This is a genomic window from Paenibacillus sp. FSL H3-0333, from assembly GCF_038002805.1.
Lineage (GTDB): Bacteria > Bacillota > Bacilli > Paenibacillales > Paenibacillaceae > Paenibacillus_AQ > Paenibacillus_AQ silagei.
Map to the genome: position 1 here is coordinate 4,880,951 of NZ_JBBODG010000001.1, position 16,777 is coordinate 4,897,727.

General features: G+C 53.1%; 15 protein-coding genes. 5 read left to right on the forward strand and 10 right to left on the reverse strand.

Annotation, left to right across the window (positions count from 1 at the left end):
- The first annotated feature begins 9 nt into the window (after positions 1 to 9).
- Positions 10 to 1,521 carry an amidase family protein gene (locus MHH78_RS21855; RefSeq protein ID WP_341168794.1) on the forward strand — a complete coding sequence of 504 codons (1,512 nt, stop codon included), beginning with the start codon at positions 10 to 12 and terminating at the stop codon, positions 1,519 to 1,521.
- Positions 1,522 to 1,618: 97 nt separating this feature from the next.
- On the opposite strand, the gene MHH78_RS21860 is transcribed toward MHH78_RS21855, so the two are convergent.
- Positions 1,619 to 2,386, reverse strand: coding sequence for an exodeoxyribonuclease III (locus MHH78_RS21860; RefSeq protein ID WP_341168795.1), 768 nt, complete (start codon positions 2,384 to 2,386; stop codon positions 1,619 to 1,621).
- A gap of 175 nt (positions 2,387 to 2,561) precedes the next feature.
- On the opposite strand from MHH78_RS21860, the gene MHH78_RS21865 reads away from it, so the two are divergent.
- Together MHH78_RS21865 and MHH78_RS21870 are read left to right on the forward strand one after the other, a co-directional pair.
- The gene (locus MHH78_RS21865; protein ID WP_036694360.1) at positions 2,562 to 2,849 is read left to right on the forward strand and encodes a hypothetical protein; all 288 of its coding nucleotides are present in this window, start codon (positions 2,562 to 2,564) and stop codon (positions 2,847 to 2,849) included.
- 232 nt (positions 2,850 to 3,081) lie between these two features.
- Positions 3,082 to 3,564 carry a hypothetical protein gene (locus tag MHH78_RS21870; protein ID WP_341168796.1) on the forward strand — a complete coding sequence of 161 codons (483 nt, stop codon included), beginning with the start codon at positions 3,082 to 3,084 and terminating at the stop codon, positions 3,562 to 3,564.
- Positions 3,565 to 3,748: 184 nt separating this feature from the next.
- Here MHH78_RS21870 and MHH78_RS21875 read toward each other — a convergent pair whose 3' ends face one another.
- Together MHH78_RS21875 and MHH78_RS21880 are read right to left on the reverse strand one after the other, a co-directional pair.
- Entirely contained in the window at positions 3,749 to 4,858 is a 1,110-nt protein-coding gene (locus MHH78_RS21875) for a citrate synthase/methylcitrate synthase (protein WP_341168797.1), read from the reverse strand.
- Positions 4,859 to 4,982: 124 nt separating this feature from the next.
- On the reverse strand, positions 4,983 to 5,825 hold the full coding sequence (locus MHH78_RS21880) for a helix-turn-helix transcriptional regulator (protein WP_341170358.1): 843 nt from the start codon (positions 5,823 to 5,825) through the stop codon (positions 4,983 to 4,985).
- Positions 5,826 to 5,957: 132 nt separating this feature from the next.
- On the opposite strand from MHH78_RS21880, the gene fabF reads away from it, so the two are divergent.
- Positions 5,958 to 7,196, forward strand: a complete 1,239-nt coding sequence (fabF, locus tag MHH78_RS21885) for a beta-ketoacyl-ACP synthase II (protein ID WP_341168798.1) — start codon at positions 5,958 to 5,960, stop codon at positions 7,194 to 7,196.
- Between the two features lie 115 nt (positions 7,197 to 7,311).
- On the opposite strand, the gene MHH78_RS21890 is transcribed toward fabF, so the two are convergent.
- Positions 7,312 to 8,745 (reverse strand): glycoside hydrolase family 43 protein, encoded by a 1,434-nt coding sequence (locus MHH78_RS21890; RefSeq protein ID WP_341168799.1) that lies wholly within the window; start codon positions 8,743 to 8,745, stop codon positions 7,312 to 7,314.
- A gap of 169 nt (positions 8,746 to 8,914) precedes the next feature.
- On the reverse strand, positions 8,915 to 9,985 hold the full coding sequence (locus tag MHH78_RS21895; protein ID WP_036729120.1) for an ABC transporter ATP-binding protein: 1,071 nt from the start codon (positions 9,983 to 9,985) through the stop codon (positions 8,915 to 8,917).
- A gap of 312 nt (positions 9,986 to 10,297) precedes the next feature.
- Between MHH78_RS21895 and fabV the strand changes: the two genes are divergently transcribed.
- Positions 10,298 to 11,491, forward strand: a complete 1,194-nt coding sequence (gene fabV / locus MHH78_RS21900) for an enoyl-ACP reductase FabV (protein ID WP_341168800.1) — start codon at positions 10,298 to 10,300, stop codon at positions 11,489 to 11,491.
- Between the two features lie 82 nt (positions 11,492 to 11,573).
- On the opposite strand, the gene MHH78_RS21905 is transcribed toward fabV, so the two are convergent.
- From MHH78_RS21905 to MHH78_RS21925, 5 genes are read right to left on the reverse strand one after another with little or no spacing between them, the layout of a single operon-like run.
- On the reverse strand, positions 11,574 to 12,545 hold the full coding sequence (locus tag MHH78_RS21905) for a phosphotransferase family protein (RefSeq protein WP_341168801.1): 972 nt from the start codon (positions 12,543 to 12,545) through the stop codon (positions 11,574 to 11,576).
- A 3-nt stretch (positions 12,546 to 12,548) separates the two neighbouring features.
- Complete coding sequence (locus MHH78_RS21910; RefSeq protein WP_341168802.1) at positions 12,549 to 13,517, reverse strand: sugar phosphate isomerase/epimerase family protein; 969 nt, start codon at positions 13,515 to 13,517, stop codon at positions 12,549 to 12,551.
- 41 nt (positions 13,518 to 13,558) lie between these two features.
- A complete protein-coding gene (locus MHH78_RS21915) occupies positions 13,559 to 14,629 on the reverse strand; it encodes a Gfo/Idh/MocA family protein (RefSeq protein WP_341168803.1) in 1,071 nt (356 codons plus the stop codon).
- 47 nt (positions 14,630 to 14,676) lie between these two features.
- A complete protein-coding gene (locus MHH78_RS21920) occupies positions 14,677 to 15,774 on the reverse strand; it encodes a Gfo/Idh/MocA family protein (RefSeq protein WP_036729132.1) in 1,098 nt (365 codons plus the stop codon).
- Positions 15,767 to 16,534, reverse strand: a complete 768-nt coding sequence (locus tag MHH78_RS21925) for a sugar phosphate isomerase/epimerase family protein (protein ID WP_341168804.1) — start codon at positions 16,532 to 16,534, stop codon at positions 15,767 to 15,769. Before MHH78_RS21925 ends, MHH78_RS21920 begins: the two co-directional genes overlap by 8 nt.
- Between the last annotated feature and the right edge of the window lie 243 nt (positions 16,535 to 16,777).

Here is a 16,777-nt window from a genome sequence, read left to right on the forward strand (position 1 = left end):
AACATCCTTATGAGTAATAACGACGTTTCCCGTATATCCCCTGCTCTAAATGAGCAAGAGTGGTTAATAGAAGCAGACATCACCAGCATTCAAGAGCAAATGGCACAAGGGAGCCTAACCTCCGAGGTACTGGTAAGCTGGTATTTGGAAAGAATCCACCGGTTGGACGGCCTGCTCCGCTCCGTATTGGAGTTGAATCCAGAAGCTCTTGCGATTGCCGCGAGGCTCGACCAGGAACGAAGAGATCAAGGCAGCCGGGGACCACTGCACGGTATTCCGGTCTTGGTCAAAGATAACATCGGCACAGCAGATAAGCTGCACACCAGTGCAGGAGCCTTGGCGCTTGCCGATTGCATAGCAGCAGAAGACGCTGAGCTTGTCACAAGGCTAAGGACAGCCGGGGCAGTGATTCTGGGCAAAGCCAATATGACCGAATGGGCCAACTTCATGTCGCCCTCGATGTGGGCCGGATACAGCTCGCGCGGTGGGCTTGTACTGAACCCTTACGGATCCGGAGAGCTGTTCATTGGCGGCTCCAGCTCGGGAAGTGCGGCAGCTGTTGCCGCTAACCTTGTCACCGTGGCCGTAGGAACGGAAACCTCCGGCTCCATCATCAGCCCGGCGGCTCACAACTCCCTTGTCGGCCTGAAGCCTACTTGGGGACTGGTCAGCAATAAGGGAATTATACCGGGAATCGGCAGCCAGGACAGCGCCGGTCCCATGGCCAGAACCGTCAAAGACGCCGCACTCCTGCTGCATGTGATGGCCGGGAACGACGGCTCTTCCTCCTCTGCTGCCCTGGATTATTCGGCAGGGCTGGAAGTAGATGCACTAACAGCCAAGCGGATCGGAATTCCGCGCTTCTATTATAGTGATCTGGATACTGAAGCGCTGGACATGATGGAATCTGCCATAGCGGTCCTGCGGGAGCTGGGGGCAGAGATTATCGACCCTGTGGAGCTGCCCAATCAGAATCAGAATGCTGAATGGAACCCTACGATTCTACAATATGAGTTCAAGCACGGCTTGAACCGCTATCTGGGAAGCCTGCCGGAGTCGGCTCCTGTGCATTCTCTGCAGCAGCTGCTTGATTTCAACCAGCAGCATAGCGGACAGGCGCTGAAATACGGCCAAGGAAAACTGGAATGGCTGAATTCCTCCGGGGATGACATTACTGAGCAACAATATCTGGAGCAGCTGCAGTCTTCCCGTTCATTAGCCGGTAAGCAGGGAATTGATTATGCCCTGGAGCATTACAGTCTGGATGTGATCCTCTTCCCCGGAGATCATGGATGTGAACTAGCAGCAAGAGCAGGTTATCCGCTGATTACAGTTCCTGCCGGCTATACCTACTCGGGTATTGTTGCACCAGGCGGCTATCTTACCAAGGGACCGCAAGGTATCACCTTCTGTGCCTCAGCCCATAGTGAAGCGATGCTGCTAGGGATTGCGTATAGTTACGAACAGGCCACGAAGCACCGGCGACCGCCGGTGCTGGAGCCAGGCAATTCGTCAGAATAACCAGATTAGCCTCCGCTCAGCCGCTGACACAATCACAAAGGCGGTATCCCGAACTCCGGGATACCGCCTCTTTGTATATCATATCTATACACTTTGTCTATGCTTCCGCCGTATCCGCCAGATGAAGGACCACCGGGCAATGATCGCTGCCTAGGACATTACATTCAATTCCGGCGTCCAGCAGACGCGGGGTCAAGCGCTCTGAAGCGAGAAAATAATCGATCCGCCAGCCCACATTCTTCTCTCTGACCTTAGGCATGTAGGACCACCAGCTGTAGGCACCCTCCAGCTCAGGATAGAACCATCTGAAGGTATCCACGAAGCCGGCCGCGAGCAGCGTGGTCATTTTACCGCGTTCTTCCTCAGTGAAGCCTGAATTCCCCCGGTTCGATCTCGCATTCTTCAGGTCAATCTCCTGGTGCGCCACATTCAGATCCCCGCACACCACAACCGGCTTATACGCATCCAGCTTCAGCAGATAGGCGCGGAACCGGTCCTCCCACTCCATCCGGTAGTCCAGCCTCGTCAAATCTCGCTTGGCATTCGGCGTATACACATTCACCAGATAGAAATCCGGGAATTCCAGGGTGATGATCCGCCCCTCATCCTCCGTATCCTGCTCCAGTCCATATCGTACGGATAGCGGCTTGATTCTAGTGAATACAGCCGTACCCGAATATCCTTTTTTGAGCGCATAATTCCAGTACCCGGCATATTCTTCCCCGTGGTCCAGAACAATCTGCCCTTCCTGGAGCTTCGTCTCCTGCACACAGAAGATGTCTGCGTCAACCTCCCGGAAATACTCGTTAAACCCTTTATTCACACAAGCTCTCAGACCGTTCACATTCCAGGACACCAGCTTCATCGTTGTCATTTCCCCTTACCTGTCACTAGATTACATCCAGTGTACCATAGATTCGGGTTGTCTATGAACCTGCCGGCATCCTATTGAAATGTGTGAATCTCCCATGGCATACGTTACAGCAATCATAGTTTTGCCGAATATACTATCCTATCACAAGGAAAAGGAGGACGTTACAATGGCTATCTTATTACCGCAACAATTCTTCAATCTGCCGGCTTCTGTAGGTAAATCTTACTATGAAAATCTGGCAGGTGGCATCAATGCGGCTGTGACGGTAAACAACAATTCCGGGTTCCCCGTGGATCTCGTTATTTACCGCGTCAACGCTCCAGTGGTCACTTATCTGATCCCTGCATTTAACAGTCTCACTCTATCTGTTCATGCCCTGCTTGTCGCCGGACTTCTCAGCACAGCTGCCGGTGCAGTCTTCGGCACCATCGAAGTGGCAACCTCTGATTTCTAATCTAATGTAAGAGTATCCCCCTCATGCTCTGTTGACTATTTTTGGACTTCTCGCTATTCCGGGGAGTCCATCTTTTTGTTGTTTCAGGACAAATACGATCCATTCCGCTTATTTGATTGAATCTCTCAATTCAGAAATATATTTTGCAATCTTTAGATTAATCTCTCATTTATATAAAATTTATGATATAGTTAATGAGAAAATGATAAAATATACCAGAAAAGAGGCTATTATGAAAAAGATTTTTCTGCTTTTATTTGCGGTGCTCATGATCCAGCTCCCTATTGCTTCTGCAACATTTGCATTTGGAGAACGTCTCACGGTTCGCGAAAGATTTATTGGGAATGCGAGCCCGCTAGTATCAAACAACATGAAATATATCCTGAATTTTATGCCTTCAGGAGATATACAGTTATGGAATAATCACAAACGCACCATGATATGGCACACCAATACCAGCGACTTTAGAATATCCCAGCTCGTCATTGATCAATATAATGGCAGACTTAAGTTAATGGATTGGAATAATACTCCATTTTGGACGTCAGACAATAATGCATGGGCTACAGCGTGGTACGGACAAGGGAATGTTCCAGTCAACCTCGTGGGTGACCTGCTAATCGTTCAAGATGACGGAAATTTAGTTCTTTACAACACAAAGAACGTGGGTTTAGGCTGGTATCCTGTCTGGGCTTCAAATACAGCCGGTCAATAAGTATCATCAAGTCCTCCTAGTAAAATGAACGCAAACTTTTCAGCCCTTTCCCTTCCCAGCAGGAAGTGGAAAGGGCATAATTTACGTTCCGGGACATTTCCCATGCGCCTCGCTGCGGGTTGGCCCCGGCTGTTAGGCGACTGGAGATGTTTTGTGCGCCGTTTGGGCGGATGGTATGTGCTTTTTACAAGGCAGTCTCTGATTCAGGCATAGGTCCGATATAAGTAGATTGTGGCCGGAAAATCCGGTTATGGGCTGACTGCTCCAGCAAATGGGCCGTCCAGCCGACAATTCTTCCCGCTGTGAATGTAGGCGTGAAGATCTCAGGCGCCAACTCCAGCGCCTTCAGAATAGCCGCAGCATAGAACTCAACATTGGTGAACAGGCGGCGGCCCGGCTTATATTCCTCCAGAAGCGCTATCGCTGTAGCCTCCACATGAAGCGCAAGATCAAAGGAAGCATCCTTGCCGACCATCGTAAGGGTCGCAATCTGCAGGGCTTCCGCCCGCGGGTCCTTGGTCTTGTAGATCCGGTGCCCGAAGCCCATCAGCTTCTCCCCGGCCTCAAGCTTCCGTCTCAGCCAAGGCTCCGCGCGTTCCTTCGTCCCGATCTCCTCCAGCATCGATATCACTTCATACGGGGCGCCGCCATGCAGCGGACCCTTCATGGCCCCGATCGAACCGGCTACAGCCGCACAGATATCCGATTCCGTGGACAGCACCACCCGCCCGGCAAAAGTCGAGGCATTCATGCCATGCTCCATACAAAGGATCATATAGGCGCTGAGCGCCTGTACATGAGCCTCCTCCGGCAGCTTGCCTGTGAGCAGATACAGATAATTCGCGGCATGGCCAAGCTCAGGAAGCGATTTCAGCGGCGGCAAGTCCTGAAGGCTGCGGTACCTGTAAGCTATGATCGCCGGTAGCATTGCCGTCAGCCGCACGGCTTGCTTCAGCGTGGGCGGCCAGGTAGCGTTCTCCTCATCCCCAAGCGCAGCCACTGCACTTTGTAATACCAGCATCAGCGGTACAGAAGCCGGATACAGATCAAGCATCTTGCAGAGATATTCAGGAATCGCTCTCTCCGCTGCCATCTGCACCTTGAGCTGCGCCAGCTCCTCCGCATCAGGCAAGTGTCCGTTCCAGAGCAAATAAGCAACTTCCTCATAGCTTTTGCTTACCGCAAGCTCCTTCGCCCAATACCCCCGGTACACCAGATACCCTTTCTCCCCATCTACCAATCCAATTGCTGTCTCTCCGGCAACTACGCCTTCTAATCCCGTTACTTTAGCCATTATATCTTTACCCCTTTTCCGGTCCCGCAGGAAGAAATTCATCATATTAGGAGTATAAACTGCAAAATCTATATTGCATATTTATAGTTTTTTATGAATCGATAAGAAAATTCTATCACCTGTATTACTTAGGTTTCATGAGCTGCTTCAGCTTGGCTTCTGTAGGAGAGTCACCGGCTGGCGTGTAGATGCTACAGCGCAGATCCGCTGCACCTTGTACTTGTAGGGAGGTTAGATGGAACAGCATTTTACCGGCTTTGGCATGCCGGAATTCCAGTACAACATCCGGCGCGGAGCTGACCCGGCTCTCTTCCCATAGCTGATTGAATTCCGGATGCCCCTCCTTCATCTCCGCAATGAATTCATCATACCAGCGGTCCTCCAGGTATTGCCCGTAGTAGGCGCGGAAGATCGATAGGTATCCCCGGACGAACTGCTCCCAATTCACCGCCAGCCGCCTGAACTCCTTGCGCTCGAACAGCAGTGAGATCATATTGCGCTGCTGCGGAGCCAGCTTGGCGAAATCAAGAAACACATGCGCCGCTGCCTCATTCCAGCCGACAATGCTGCAGTGCCGGTCCGAGATGATGGTCGGGCAGGTCTTCAGCTCCTGCAATATCTTCTGCAGGGACGGATGAATCACTGAAGGCTCCTCTTGGGTATAGTCCGTGACTCCCGGCCCGGTCTCCAGCGCCAGAGCGAACAAGTAACTCCGCTCATCCTTCGTCAGCTGTAATGCTGCGGCAATACAATCAAGAACAGATGGAGATACTTTAATATCCCGCCCCTGCTCCAGCCAGGTATACCAGGTGCTGCTTACTCCCGAGAGCTGCGCCACTTCCTCGCGCCGGAGCCCGGGCGTCCGCCTGCGGGTGCCCTCCGGGAGGCCCGCCGCTGCCGGGGTGATGGCCGCGCGTCTTGCTTTTAGGAATTCTGATAATGCTTGAAGCCTGTTCTGATTGGACATCATGCTTCCTCCTGCCTTACAGTTCGTCTGTCTGTTAGTGTAGTAGTAATTATACTAGTATAAACTACAACTTGTAATAGGATAAGCAACATGAAAAAATAAGCTTATTCAGATTAACAGGAGGAATAGCAGATGGAACGTGTCGTGATTACAGGAATGGGTGTCATCTCCCCGCTTGGCAATACCGTGGACCAGTTCTGGAGCCGCCTTACGGCAGGAGAATCGGGGATTACGCCGATTGATTCTTTTGATACCACTCACTTCAAAACCAAGATTGCCGGCTCGGTACAGACCTTCGACCCGGATGCCAGATTCGGCCGCAAGGAGGCCCGACGGATGGACCGGTTCAGCCAGTTCGCGCTTGCTGCCGCAGAGGAAGCCTGGACGCATTCCGGTCTTCGGCTGGAGGAGCTGGACCGGGAACGGCTGGGCGTCTATGTAGGCTCCGGCGTAGGCGGTATCCAGACATTGATGGACCAGGGCGAACTGCTGCGTTCCCGGGGACCGGAGCGGGTAAGCCCAACCCTGATCCCGATGCTGATCTCCAATATGGCGGCTGCGATGATCAGCATCAAGCTGGGGGCGCAGGGGCCGACACTCTCGCCGGTGACTGCCTGTTCCATCGGGAACACGGCCATTGGCGAAGCCTTCCGCCTGATCCGTTACGGCGGGGCCGATGTAATCATCGCCGGAGGGGCGGAAGCGGCGGTGACCGAGATTGCCCTGGCCAGCTTCGGGAATGCGACCGCTTTGTCTACCCGGAACGGGGAGCCGCAGGGGGCCAGCCGGCCTTTTGAGCGGAACAGGGACGGATTTGTTATTGCGGAGGGCGGAGCTATTGTGATCCTCGAATCCCTCTCCCATGCCCTGCGCAGAGATGCCGTCATCTATGGCGAGGTCATCGGATATGGCGCCAGCTCGGACGCTTATCATATGGTAGCCACCCACCCTGAGGGGATAGGAGCCTATCAGGCAATGAAGCTGGCACTCAGCGAGGCCGGAATTACACCTGGGGAAGTAGATGTCATCAGCGCGCACGCGACCAGCACAATCGTCGGAGACCGTTCGGAGACCCTGGCGATCAAGAAGCTGTTCGGAGAGCAGGCCTACCGGATTCCGGTCACGGCGAACAAATCGATGACCGGACATGCCCTCGGCGCAGCCGGCGGTCTGGAAGCTATTGCCCTGCTCAAAAGCCTGCAAGAAGGGCTCATCCCGCCGACGATTAATCTGGAGCAGCCGGACGAGTACTGCGACCTGGATTATGTCCCTAACGTAGCCCGCCAAGCGGAGCTGAAGATCGGGATCTCCAATTCCTTTGGCTTCGGCGGCCACAACGCTGTAATCGTTCTGCGCAAGTATGAAGCATAATCACAGCAAATTCCTATGTACAGCAAACAGCGGATCGCCCATTCTAGGGGAGGTCCGCTGTTTGTAATGGTTTAGGCTATGTGCTGGCTGTGACTTGACTGTTCACGGGATCAGGTTACTTTTTCTCCGGTGACACATGGCTGCCCCAGACTGCAACGCCTTCTGCTGAAAGTGCTGTGAAGGTCATTACCTCGCTTGAGGCTGCTTCATTCCACTCCCGCAGGAACACCCCGCTGTACTCCGAACCCTCTATCGTCAGCTTCGCCATATGGTCATTGCTCAAGGTCCATGTGCCTGTTGCTGCTCCGCTTATCGTGCCGTCTGTGTTCAGCTCTACTCTCTGCGACTCCGCCAGCTCAGCCGTAATCTCCTTGCCGTGGTTCACCAGCATGTAAGCACCCGTCACATCCTTGGCAGTGTACTTACCTATCTTCTCGCCACCATAACGGTGGGGAGCGATAACTGGCCACCCTGCTTCATTCATGAACATCTGATGAACCCGAACCTCATGCTGCTCCCCAAGACCCGGGAACCGGGTATGGAAGATCAGATAATACTGCCCGCTTGTCTCGTCGTAGTACGCCGAATTATGTCCAGGGGAGACATAGCCTGTACCTGATCCGGCGACTTCTTCAGCTGTATTCACAAATTCATAATTCCCCATCAGCTTCACGGCGTAAGGTGCGTAGGCCGGATCATCGAACAGCACCCCAGGCGTCCCCTGCGCATCCAGCATAGCCTTACCTTCCGAGTCCTCGAACGGGCCAGCCGGATGCTTGGAACGCGCTACACGGATATTATAGCCGCCATTCGCATCAAGCCCTCCATAGGAGAGGAACAGATAGTAATAATCGGTCTCCGGGCTGTATAGCATATACGGCCCCTCAATCCGCGCATGATTCCCTCCGAGCAGCTTCTTGCCGTAGCCCTGGCCCTCCAGCGGGAAGCCCGTAGCCGGGTCCAGCTCCAGGATGAAGATGCCGCCCGAGTAGGAGCCGTAGACCATCCACAGCTTGCCGTCTTTATCAAAAAACACATCAGGGTCCACCACATTCGGCTTCTCCGTGGCATCGTACACCTCTCCATCATCCCCGATGCCGGACATTCCCGACTTCAGAATAATGCCTTTATTCTTGTAAGGACCTTCAATTTCATCGGCTACGGCAATACCTAGCGCAGACAGCGGGGAATCTCCCTTGCAGGCATCGTAATACATGTAGAACTTGCCGTCTGCCAACTGAATGACATCCGGTGCCCACAGCGTATCCGACTGGGCCCAGCTAAGCGTCTCGCTAAGCTCCTCCGTTACATTCGGTATCAGCACGTTATCGTCCGTCACGCCGGAAGAAATCTGCGTCCACGACATCAGATCCTTGGATTTGGCCGAGGCTAGATGCGAACCGAACACGTAATACGTATCCTCCACCTTAATCACAGAGGGATCGTGTACAGATACATTCCCGAACTTCGGTGGCCCTTCCGGATTCCCTCCGCTGCATGCCGACAGCAGGGATAAGGATATCAGCGCCGTTAAGGATCTTTTTCTCATCTCATCATAACCTCCCTATGTATACCCTTATATTTTGCTGGGCAAATGAGATTAAGTCAATACTTTTATTTATATTAGTTAGTTTTGTTTTAGGTTTATATGAAGTATAATCCCCCATATAACAAAAAAACGCCAGGCCGATTATGGCCTGACGCTGATCTAATCAAACTTAGTATTCGCTGCTGTTGCCGACAAGTACCGGCTCTGGATAGGCATTGCTCAACACGCGGCGCTGCTTCTTCACGACATCCGGCGGCTCCACCGCTGGTGCCATCGGATGCATCAGCCAGGACTTCACAAGATGGGAGTCCGATACCTTGTACATTGGCGGTTCCTTCTCCATGTCAATCGCCATTGCATACGTGCTGCGCAGGGCGAAAGCATCCCCCTTAGGCGGCTTGATCAAGTCGGGTGGTGTGCCCGGGATCGCTGTAAGCATCGAGCCTTTGCTCTCCAGACTTGGCATGGAAGCCAGCAGGCCCCAAGTGTACGGATGTCTTGGATCATAGAAGATCTCTTCTGCAGTACCCATTTCAACGATCTGTCCGGCATACATTACAGCTACACGGTCAGCCATTCTTGCCACAACCCCAAGGTCATGGGTGATGAAAATGATCGCTGTATCAATCTTCTTTTGCAGGTCCTTCATTAGATCGAGGATCTGTGCCTGAATCGTTACGTCAAGCGCGGTTGTCGGCTCATCGGCAATCAGGAGCTTAGGGTTAGCCGCCAGTGCCATAGCGATTACGACACGTTGGCGCATCCCGCCGCTGAATTCATGCGGATACTGCTGGAAACGGCGTTCCGGTGACGGAATACCTACCAGATTAAGCAATTCAACACCACGTTTGTAGGCAGCTTCCTTCGTGATATTCTCATGCTTGAACAGCACTTCCGTAATCTGCCGGCCAACCTTCATCATCGGGTTGAGTGAAGTCATCGGATCTTGGAAGATCATTCCGATTTCTTTGCCGCGGATTTTTTGCATCTGCTTCTCACTCTTGCCGATCAGATCTTGTCCATCGAACAGAATCTGTCCACGCTTATATTCGCCCGCAGGCTGAGGAACCAGCTTCATGACGGCTTGCGAGGTTACGCTCTTACCGGAACCGGATTCGCCAACAATCGCCAGTGTCTCCCCTTTATTTACATGAAAGCTGACACCACGGATTGCTTGAACTTCTCCTCCGCGTGTTCTGAATGATATAGCCAGGTCTTTTACCTCTAAAAGGCGCTCCATCCTGTCACCCTCTCTGTTTCTTTTCAAGTATGATCTTCATTCTTAATATCGAAAAAACACGCAATACTATTATTTTATCTATCTTAGGGGGCTTCCGTCAAGATTTTTCTGAAAACGCCACCGTCAACAATCATTATTCGGGGCCAAGCTTCCCCCTACTATGAGAATACACGAAGAGCACATCCATAGCAAAATTCCCGGCAGTTACGCGTATCATTCCCACATCCCACCCTTTGCCAAAGAATGTCGGCATCTGGTATGTTTATTTCTGCAATCCCTGCAACCACCGATGAAAGCGAGGTAGCTATTCTAATGATCATAAAACCAAGAACCCGCGGGTTCATCTGCACAACTGCCCATCCGGCAGGCTGTGCACACCAGGTACAGGAGCAAGTGACCTATGTACTGAATCAAAAAAAGTTTACAGGTCCCCGCAATGTGCTCGTTATCGGCGCTTCAACCGGTTATGGGCTTGGCGCTAGAATTGCAGCAGCCTTCGGTGCTGGAGCAGCCACTGTAGGTGTCTATAGACCGAGTACAACCAGCGAGACACGAACCGCTTCCGCAGGCTGGTATAATTCCGCAGCGTTTGAGGAGATGGCCCACACAGCGGGCCTGCGCTCTTATAGCGTGTGCGGGGACGCTTTTACCGCTGAGACAAAAGAACGGACCATCAAGTTGATCCGTAGTGAGCTTGGACAGGTTGATCTGGTCATCTACAGCGTAGCCTCGGCGCGCAGAACAGACCCGCAGACCGGGGAAGTTCATCAATCTGTGTTGAAGCCTATCGGCAGCCCTTATACTAATACAACCGTCAATTTCCATACCGGAGAACTAAGCACCGTACAGATTGAACCGGCCACCGAAGCTGAAATCGATGCTACTGTTCATGTGATGGGCGGAGAAGACTGGCAGCTATGGATTGAAGCGCTCCGGGATTCCGGCGTTCTCGCAGCGGATGCGGTTACGCTTGCCTTCTCCTATGTAGGTCCAGAGCTAACACAGGCTGTCTACCGCGACGGCACCATCGGCCTGGCTAAAGACCATCTGGAAGCAACAGCCTTACAGCTGAATGCAGAATTATCACGAACCGGCGGCCGCGCCTATGTGGCAGTCAGTAAGGGTCTGGTGACCCAATCCAGCTCGGCGATTCCTGTAGTCCCGCTATACATTTCAGTACTCTACAAGGTCATGAAGGAACAGGGAGTGCACGAAGGCTGTATTGAGCAAGCCTACCGGCTGTATACCGGTTTCCTGTACAACCCGGAAGGGACTCCGGTAGATGCGCAGGGGCGCATCCGGATAGATGACCATGAGATGAGCCATGCTGTGCAGACGGAAGTGGACCGGATCTGGCCCATGCTGAGCACGGAGAACGTCTACGAATATTCCGATCTGGCCGGTTACAGACGCGAGTTCTTCCAGCTGTTCGGCTTCGAATCCGGCGGCGTTGACTATGAAGCTGACATCAGCCCGGTTGTTGCCATCCGGAACAGCAGCTACTGATTGCTGACTGACATTCATCTGGTCTGTTGTACACAATCTCAAGAGGCCGGAATCTCAGAAGAGATCCGGCCTCTTGTGTATCCTATAGTACCAGAGCCGAGAACCGCTTCCAGGACTCAGCGAGATTGTCATGCGCCCAGTTCACATGATTCTCATCCTTGTACTGGCGCGAATAACATTCTATAAGCATGATAAGGTCCAGATACAGGTCATACAGCTGCTTACGCAGCCCTTCATTCCGGCTGGCAAAAGCCGACCCATACCCTTCATAGAACGCTGCCGAGCTCTCGAAATGCCGGAAATAATACTCCAGCAGCACATCGCCCCACATCGCCCGCTCCCAGTCAATGATGGATACGATTACCCCATCCCTTACAAAGATGTTGCCGTTCCACAGATCCCAGTGCACCAGGCGCGGCTGCGTCACTTCATCCAGAGCAGGCAGATACAGCTCCAGCACCTGCTCTATTTCCTGCTGTTCTGCGGGCAATCGTGCACCCAGCCTGACCGCATCCTGAAGCAGGTTCAGCAGCATGGACCTGAAGGTGTCCCTCCAGGACCGTCCGCTCCCGTCAGACTCTTTGCCGAACAGCCCGAAGGCTGGCCCTTCAATCGCATTGATTCTCCGCTGGTACTGACCCAGCTCGTATTCAATGGAATACCGCTGTTCCTCTGTGAGACTCTCCTTCACCTCGTTATACGGCTGCCCTTCAATCTTCTCCATGAAAAAATACGGACACGGAACCAACTGCAGACTGTCGTCATAGCTGTACACTTCCGGCACAGGCACACCGCCAGCAGCACGTACCAGCCGGAGAGCCTCCACCTCGGCACGCATGATATCCTTCTCATAGCTAAGAGTCTCGGTCTCCGGGTCCGGAGCCACCTTAAGAATGACGGAGCGGCCGTCGCTAAGCTCCAGGTCATAAGCCGTATTGAAGAATCCGCCGGTCAACTCCCTGCTGCTGGCGATCTGCACATCTGTCCCAAAGGCTGCGGCAGTCAAGAGACTAAGCTGCCAGTCGTTCAATTGGACTTTAGTGAAGCTCTCCACCGGTTAGACCCACCACATCTCAGACAGCGGCTCTTCGATCAGCACCTGCTTGAGATTGTCAACCGCTTTGGAGAAGCCCTCTTCAATGGACATCAGGCCGTCTTCATGCTCGATACTGACTACATAGTCGTAGCCTACCAGACGCAGTGCGCTCATCATGTCTGCCCAGACCTTGACATCGTGTCCGTAGCCTACGGAACGGAACTGCCAGGCGCGGTCCAGCATATTCGTATAGGATTGCATGTCCGTCAGGCCATGCTTGTTGACGTTCACCGGATCAATAACGGTATCCTTCGCATGGAAGTGATGGATCGCGCCTTCACGGCCGAGAATATGAATGGCCTGTACCGGATCTATTCCCTGCCACCACATATGGCTCGGGTCAAGGTTCGCACCGATGGCCTCTCCGGCAGCTTCTCTTAATCTCAGCAGGGTAGCCGGAGTGTGTACCGAGAAGCCTCCGTGCAGCTCAAGACCAATCTTCACATCATGTGCAGTGGCGAAGGCCGCCTGCTCTGTCCAATAAGGAATGACCTTGTTCTCCCACTGCCAGGCCAGAATCTCCTGGTAATCATTCGGCCATGGGGCAACCGGCCAGTTCGGATATTTCGCGCCTTCATGATCGCCCGGACAGCCGGAGAAGGTATTTACAACCTTGACGCCCAGCTTCTGTGCAAGCTTCACGGTGTCTACAAATACTTCGTGATCCTTGTCTGCCAGCTCCTTCTGCGGGTGCAGCGGGTTGCCGTGGCAGCTTAGCGCGCTGATGATCAAGCCGCGGGATTCAATTTGCTGCTTGAATTCCTGAAGGGCCACTTCATTCTCCAGCAGCTCTTTGGGATTGCAGTGGCTGTTTCCAGGGTACCCTCCGGTACCGATCTCAACGGCCTTCAGTCCTTTGGAGACCACATAATCCAGTGCATCCTCCAGCTTGCGGCCGCCGAACAACACCATAAATACTCCAAGTTTCATTTGCAGATTCCACCTCTCCTAAGGTCGTATTGAAGCCTAGCTTAAGCTCCGTAGTTATCGAAATTCTTAATAGTCTCATTACGCTCTGCCGCTTCGAAGATCGCCTCAATAAGCTTCAGCACACGAAGCACCTCGGCATTCTTGACAATCGGTTCCGCCGTGCCTTCGATAACAGCGGCCAGATTATCATAGAAGCTGGAGGTCATCTCTAATGCCGCAGGCAGATCTTCAAGGACGGTCGAGCCTTCTGAAGGCGGGGCCATCGTCTTAGTCAAGCCTACACCTGCGCGGATCGGTGTGGGTTCAATCTTTTCCGATTCGTGGTTGGGGGCTACAATTCTGCCTCTCAGCGACCAGTCTTCAATAATAGCGGTTCCCCCGGTGCCCTTCACATACCATCTTGGCATCGTGATGAAATTGGTTGTCCCTACCTCGACGATGGCTCTGATGCCGTTCTCGAACTGCAGCACCGCATCGAATCCGTCATCCACGTTATTGCCGAGGATAAAGCTCAGACTGCTGCTGACACTGCTCACCTTGCTGTCAATCATGAACAACAGCTGATCCAGCAGATGCACACCCCAGTCCAGCAGCATCCCGCCGCCTTGCTCCTTCACATGACGCCAGTCGCCGGGAATTCCGTTGGCACCATGCACCCGGGATTCAATCTGAAAGAGTGATCCAATCGTCCCCCGCTCATACATCTCCCTGATTACGCGGAAATCCTCATCCCAGCGTCTGTTCTGGTGCACCATCAGCACCCGTCCGGCCGCCTCCGCAGCAGCCTGCATCTCGATGAATTCCGCCGAGGACATGGCCACCGGCTTCTCACAGACTACATGCTTGCCCGCCTGAAAAGCCTGAAGGGCAATGTCCTTGTGTACATCATTCGGTGTAGCAATCAGAACGATGTCCACAGCCGGATCTGCCAGCAATTCTTCATAGCTGGAATACGCAGTGTAGCCTGCTTCCTCAGCCAAGGCGCGCCGCTCTGCCAGCAGATCGAAGGCACCGGTCACTACCACCCGGTCACTCTCTTTGATTAATTGGGTGTGGTAGCTTCCCATTCCGCCGTAACCAACGATGGCTACAGTATGTTTGATTGAACTCATGGATTCCACTCCTGTTTGTCTGATAGTCGCGTGACCCGGAGAAGCTCTTAGTTGTCAGAACTTCCGTCGAAATATACGGCGCGTCCGGTACGTGCTGATTCATACACTGCTTCAAGAATCTGGGTAACTACGAAGGCCTGCTCCGGCAGAACCACCGGGTCCTTGTCTTCTCTTACGGCTTCCAGCCACAGACGGGCTTCACGGTCTGCTTCATTCTCTGCAGCTCCGCTGTAGAAGGCGACACCGCCGGAGGACAGGTCCACCTTGGTCTCATACAGGCGGCCGGCACGTTCGCCGTTCAGACGCAGCCCGTCCTTCATATCCGCTCCGCCTTCCGTTCCGGCAAGCATGGTCTTGGCTTCACCGAATTCAGATACGTTCAGCGCCCAGCTGGATTCAAGTACAATTGTAGCACCGTTCTCCATTGTAATGAAGCCGAAGGCGGAATCTTCAACCTTGAATTGCTCAGGGTCCCACGGACCGAAGGCATTCGCGGCGTTCTTCTTCTGGCCCAGCTTATGGAAAGTGGAGCCTACTACCATACGCGGCTTATAGTTATTCATCAGCCAGAGTGTCAGATCCAGCGCATGGGTACCGATATCGATCAGCGGTCCTCCGCCCTGCTTCTCTTCATCCAGGAATACGCCCCAGGTTGGAACCGCGCGGCGGCGAAGCGCAATTGCCTTACCATAATAGATATCGCCGAGTTCCCCTTCTTCACACAGCCCCTTCAGATATTCACTGTCTGCGCGGAAACGGTTCTGATAAGCAATAGACAATTTCTTGCCTGTACGCTTGGCGGCATCCAGCATTTCCTTAGCCTGAGCAGTGGTCTTGGCCATCGGCTTCTCACACAGCACATGATTGCCGGCTTCCAGTGCGGCAACCGTAATCTCGGAGTGGCTGTCATTCGGCGTGCAGACATGCACGATATCGAATCCGCCCGTTGCCAGCAACTCACGAAAATCGGTAAATACAGCAGCGCCTTCCGAGCCGTAGGTCTTGGCAGCCTCCTGGGCACGTTCTTCCACGATATCACAGAATGCCACCATTTCGGCATCCTCCTGACGGGCAAGGCTTGGCATATGTTTGCCGTTTGCGATACCACCGCAACCGATAATAGCAATTTTGAGTTTGTTAGACATGAATACTTCCTCCTTGATTCTCGTATGTTTTGATCCAGTTCAAGCTGTCAGCGACACTACCAAGCGGCGAGCGGCTGCAGAAGTCCTGCTCCACCACTGCCCATTCCACACCAGCGCTAGCTGCTGCTTCAATGATCGCAGCCAGATCCACTTCACCTTCGCCGAGTACTACAGTCTCCGGTGAGCCGTCTTCTTTCTTCTTCAGATCCTTGAGGTGGATGATCGGCAGGCGTCCTGCATACTTACGGATATATTCTGCCGGATCATATCCGCCGTAATACACCCAGCATGTATCCATCTCTACTTGAAGCTGCTCAGCAGGCACCGCTTCGAACAGATAATCAAAGGCTGGCTGGCCGTCAACCTTCTCCGTGAATTCAAAATCATGATTATGATAAGACAGAACAGCACCGGCAGCCTTGCATTTCTCGCCGATGGTCCGCAGACCCGCGGCTACCTCCGGCCAGTTCCGTTGTTCTTCTGTCAGATAAGGCACGATCAGATTACGGTTGCCGATCTCCAGATTGAAGCGAATCTCCTGCTCCGTATCATTCAGCATCGCATCGTACGGGCGGTGTGCTCCGACAGCAACAAGCCCTGTTTCTTCAAGCAGCGCCTTGACCTGCCCGGCCGTACGTCCGAAATAGTGGAAGAACTCCACACCGCTGTAGCCCAGCTCGGCTACCTTACGTATAGTCCCCTCGAAATCCTGTTCCAGTTCTTCTCTCAGCGTATACAGCTGCAGTCCAACCTTAAGCATTGTTATTCCACTCCTTATATGATCCGGAGTTATCCTGTTCTTGCTGCCGCCGCACTCCCGGTTACCTTCCCTGAAGCGCATCACCTGAACAAACGGGCTGTAAACATTGGAGAACGCAGCGTTCTCTTGGTTTCATCCACTGCTTCCAGAGTTTGTAAATGTAGCGATTAGCGCCGCAATACGGCCTTCTCCACATCATTTGTATGTTTTTTGCTTAGCTACATGGTAATATGAAAGCGTATA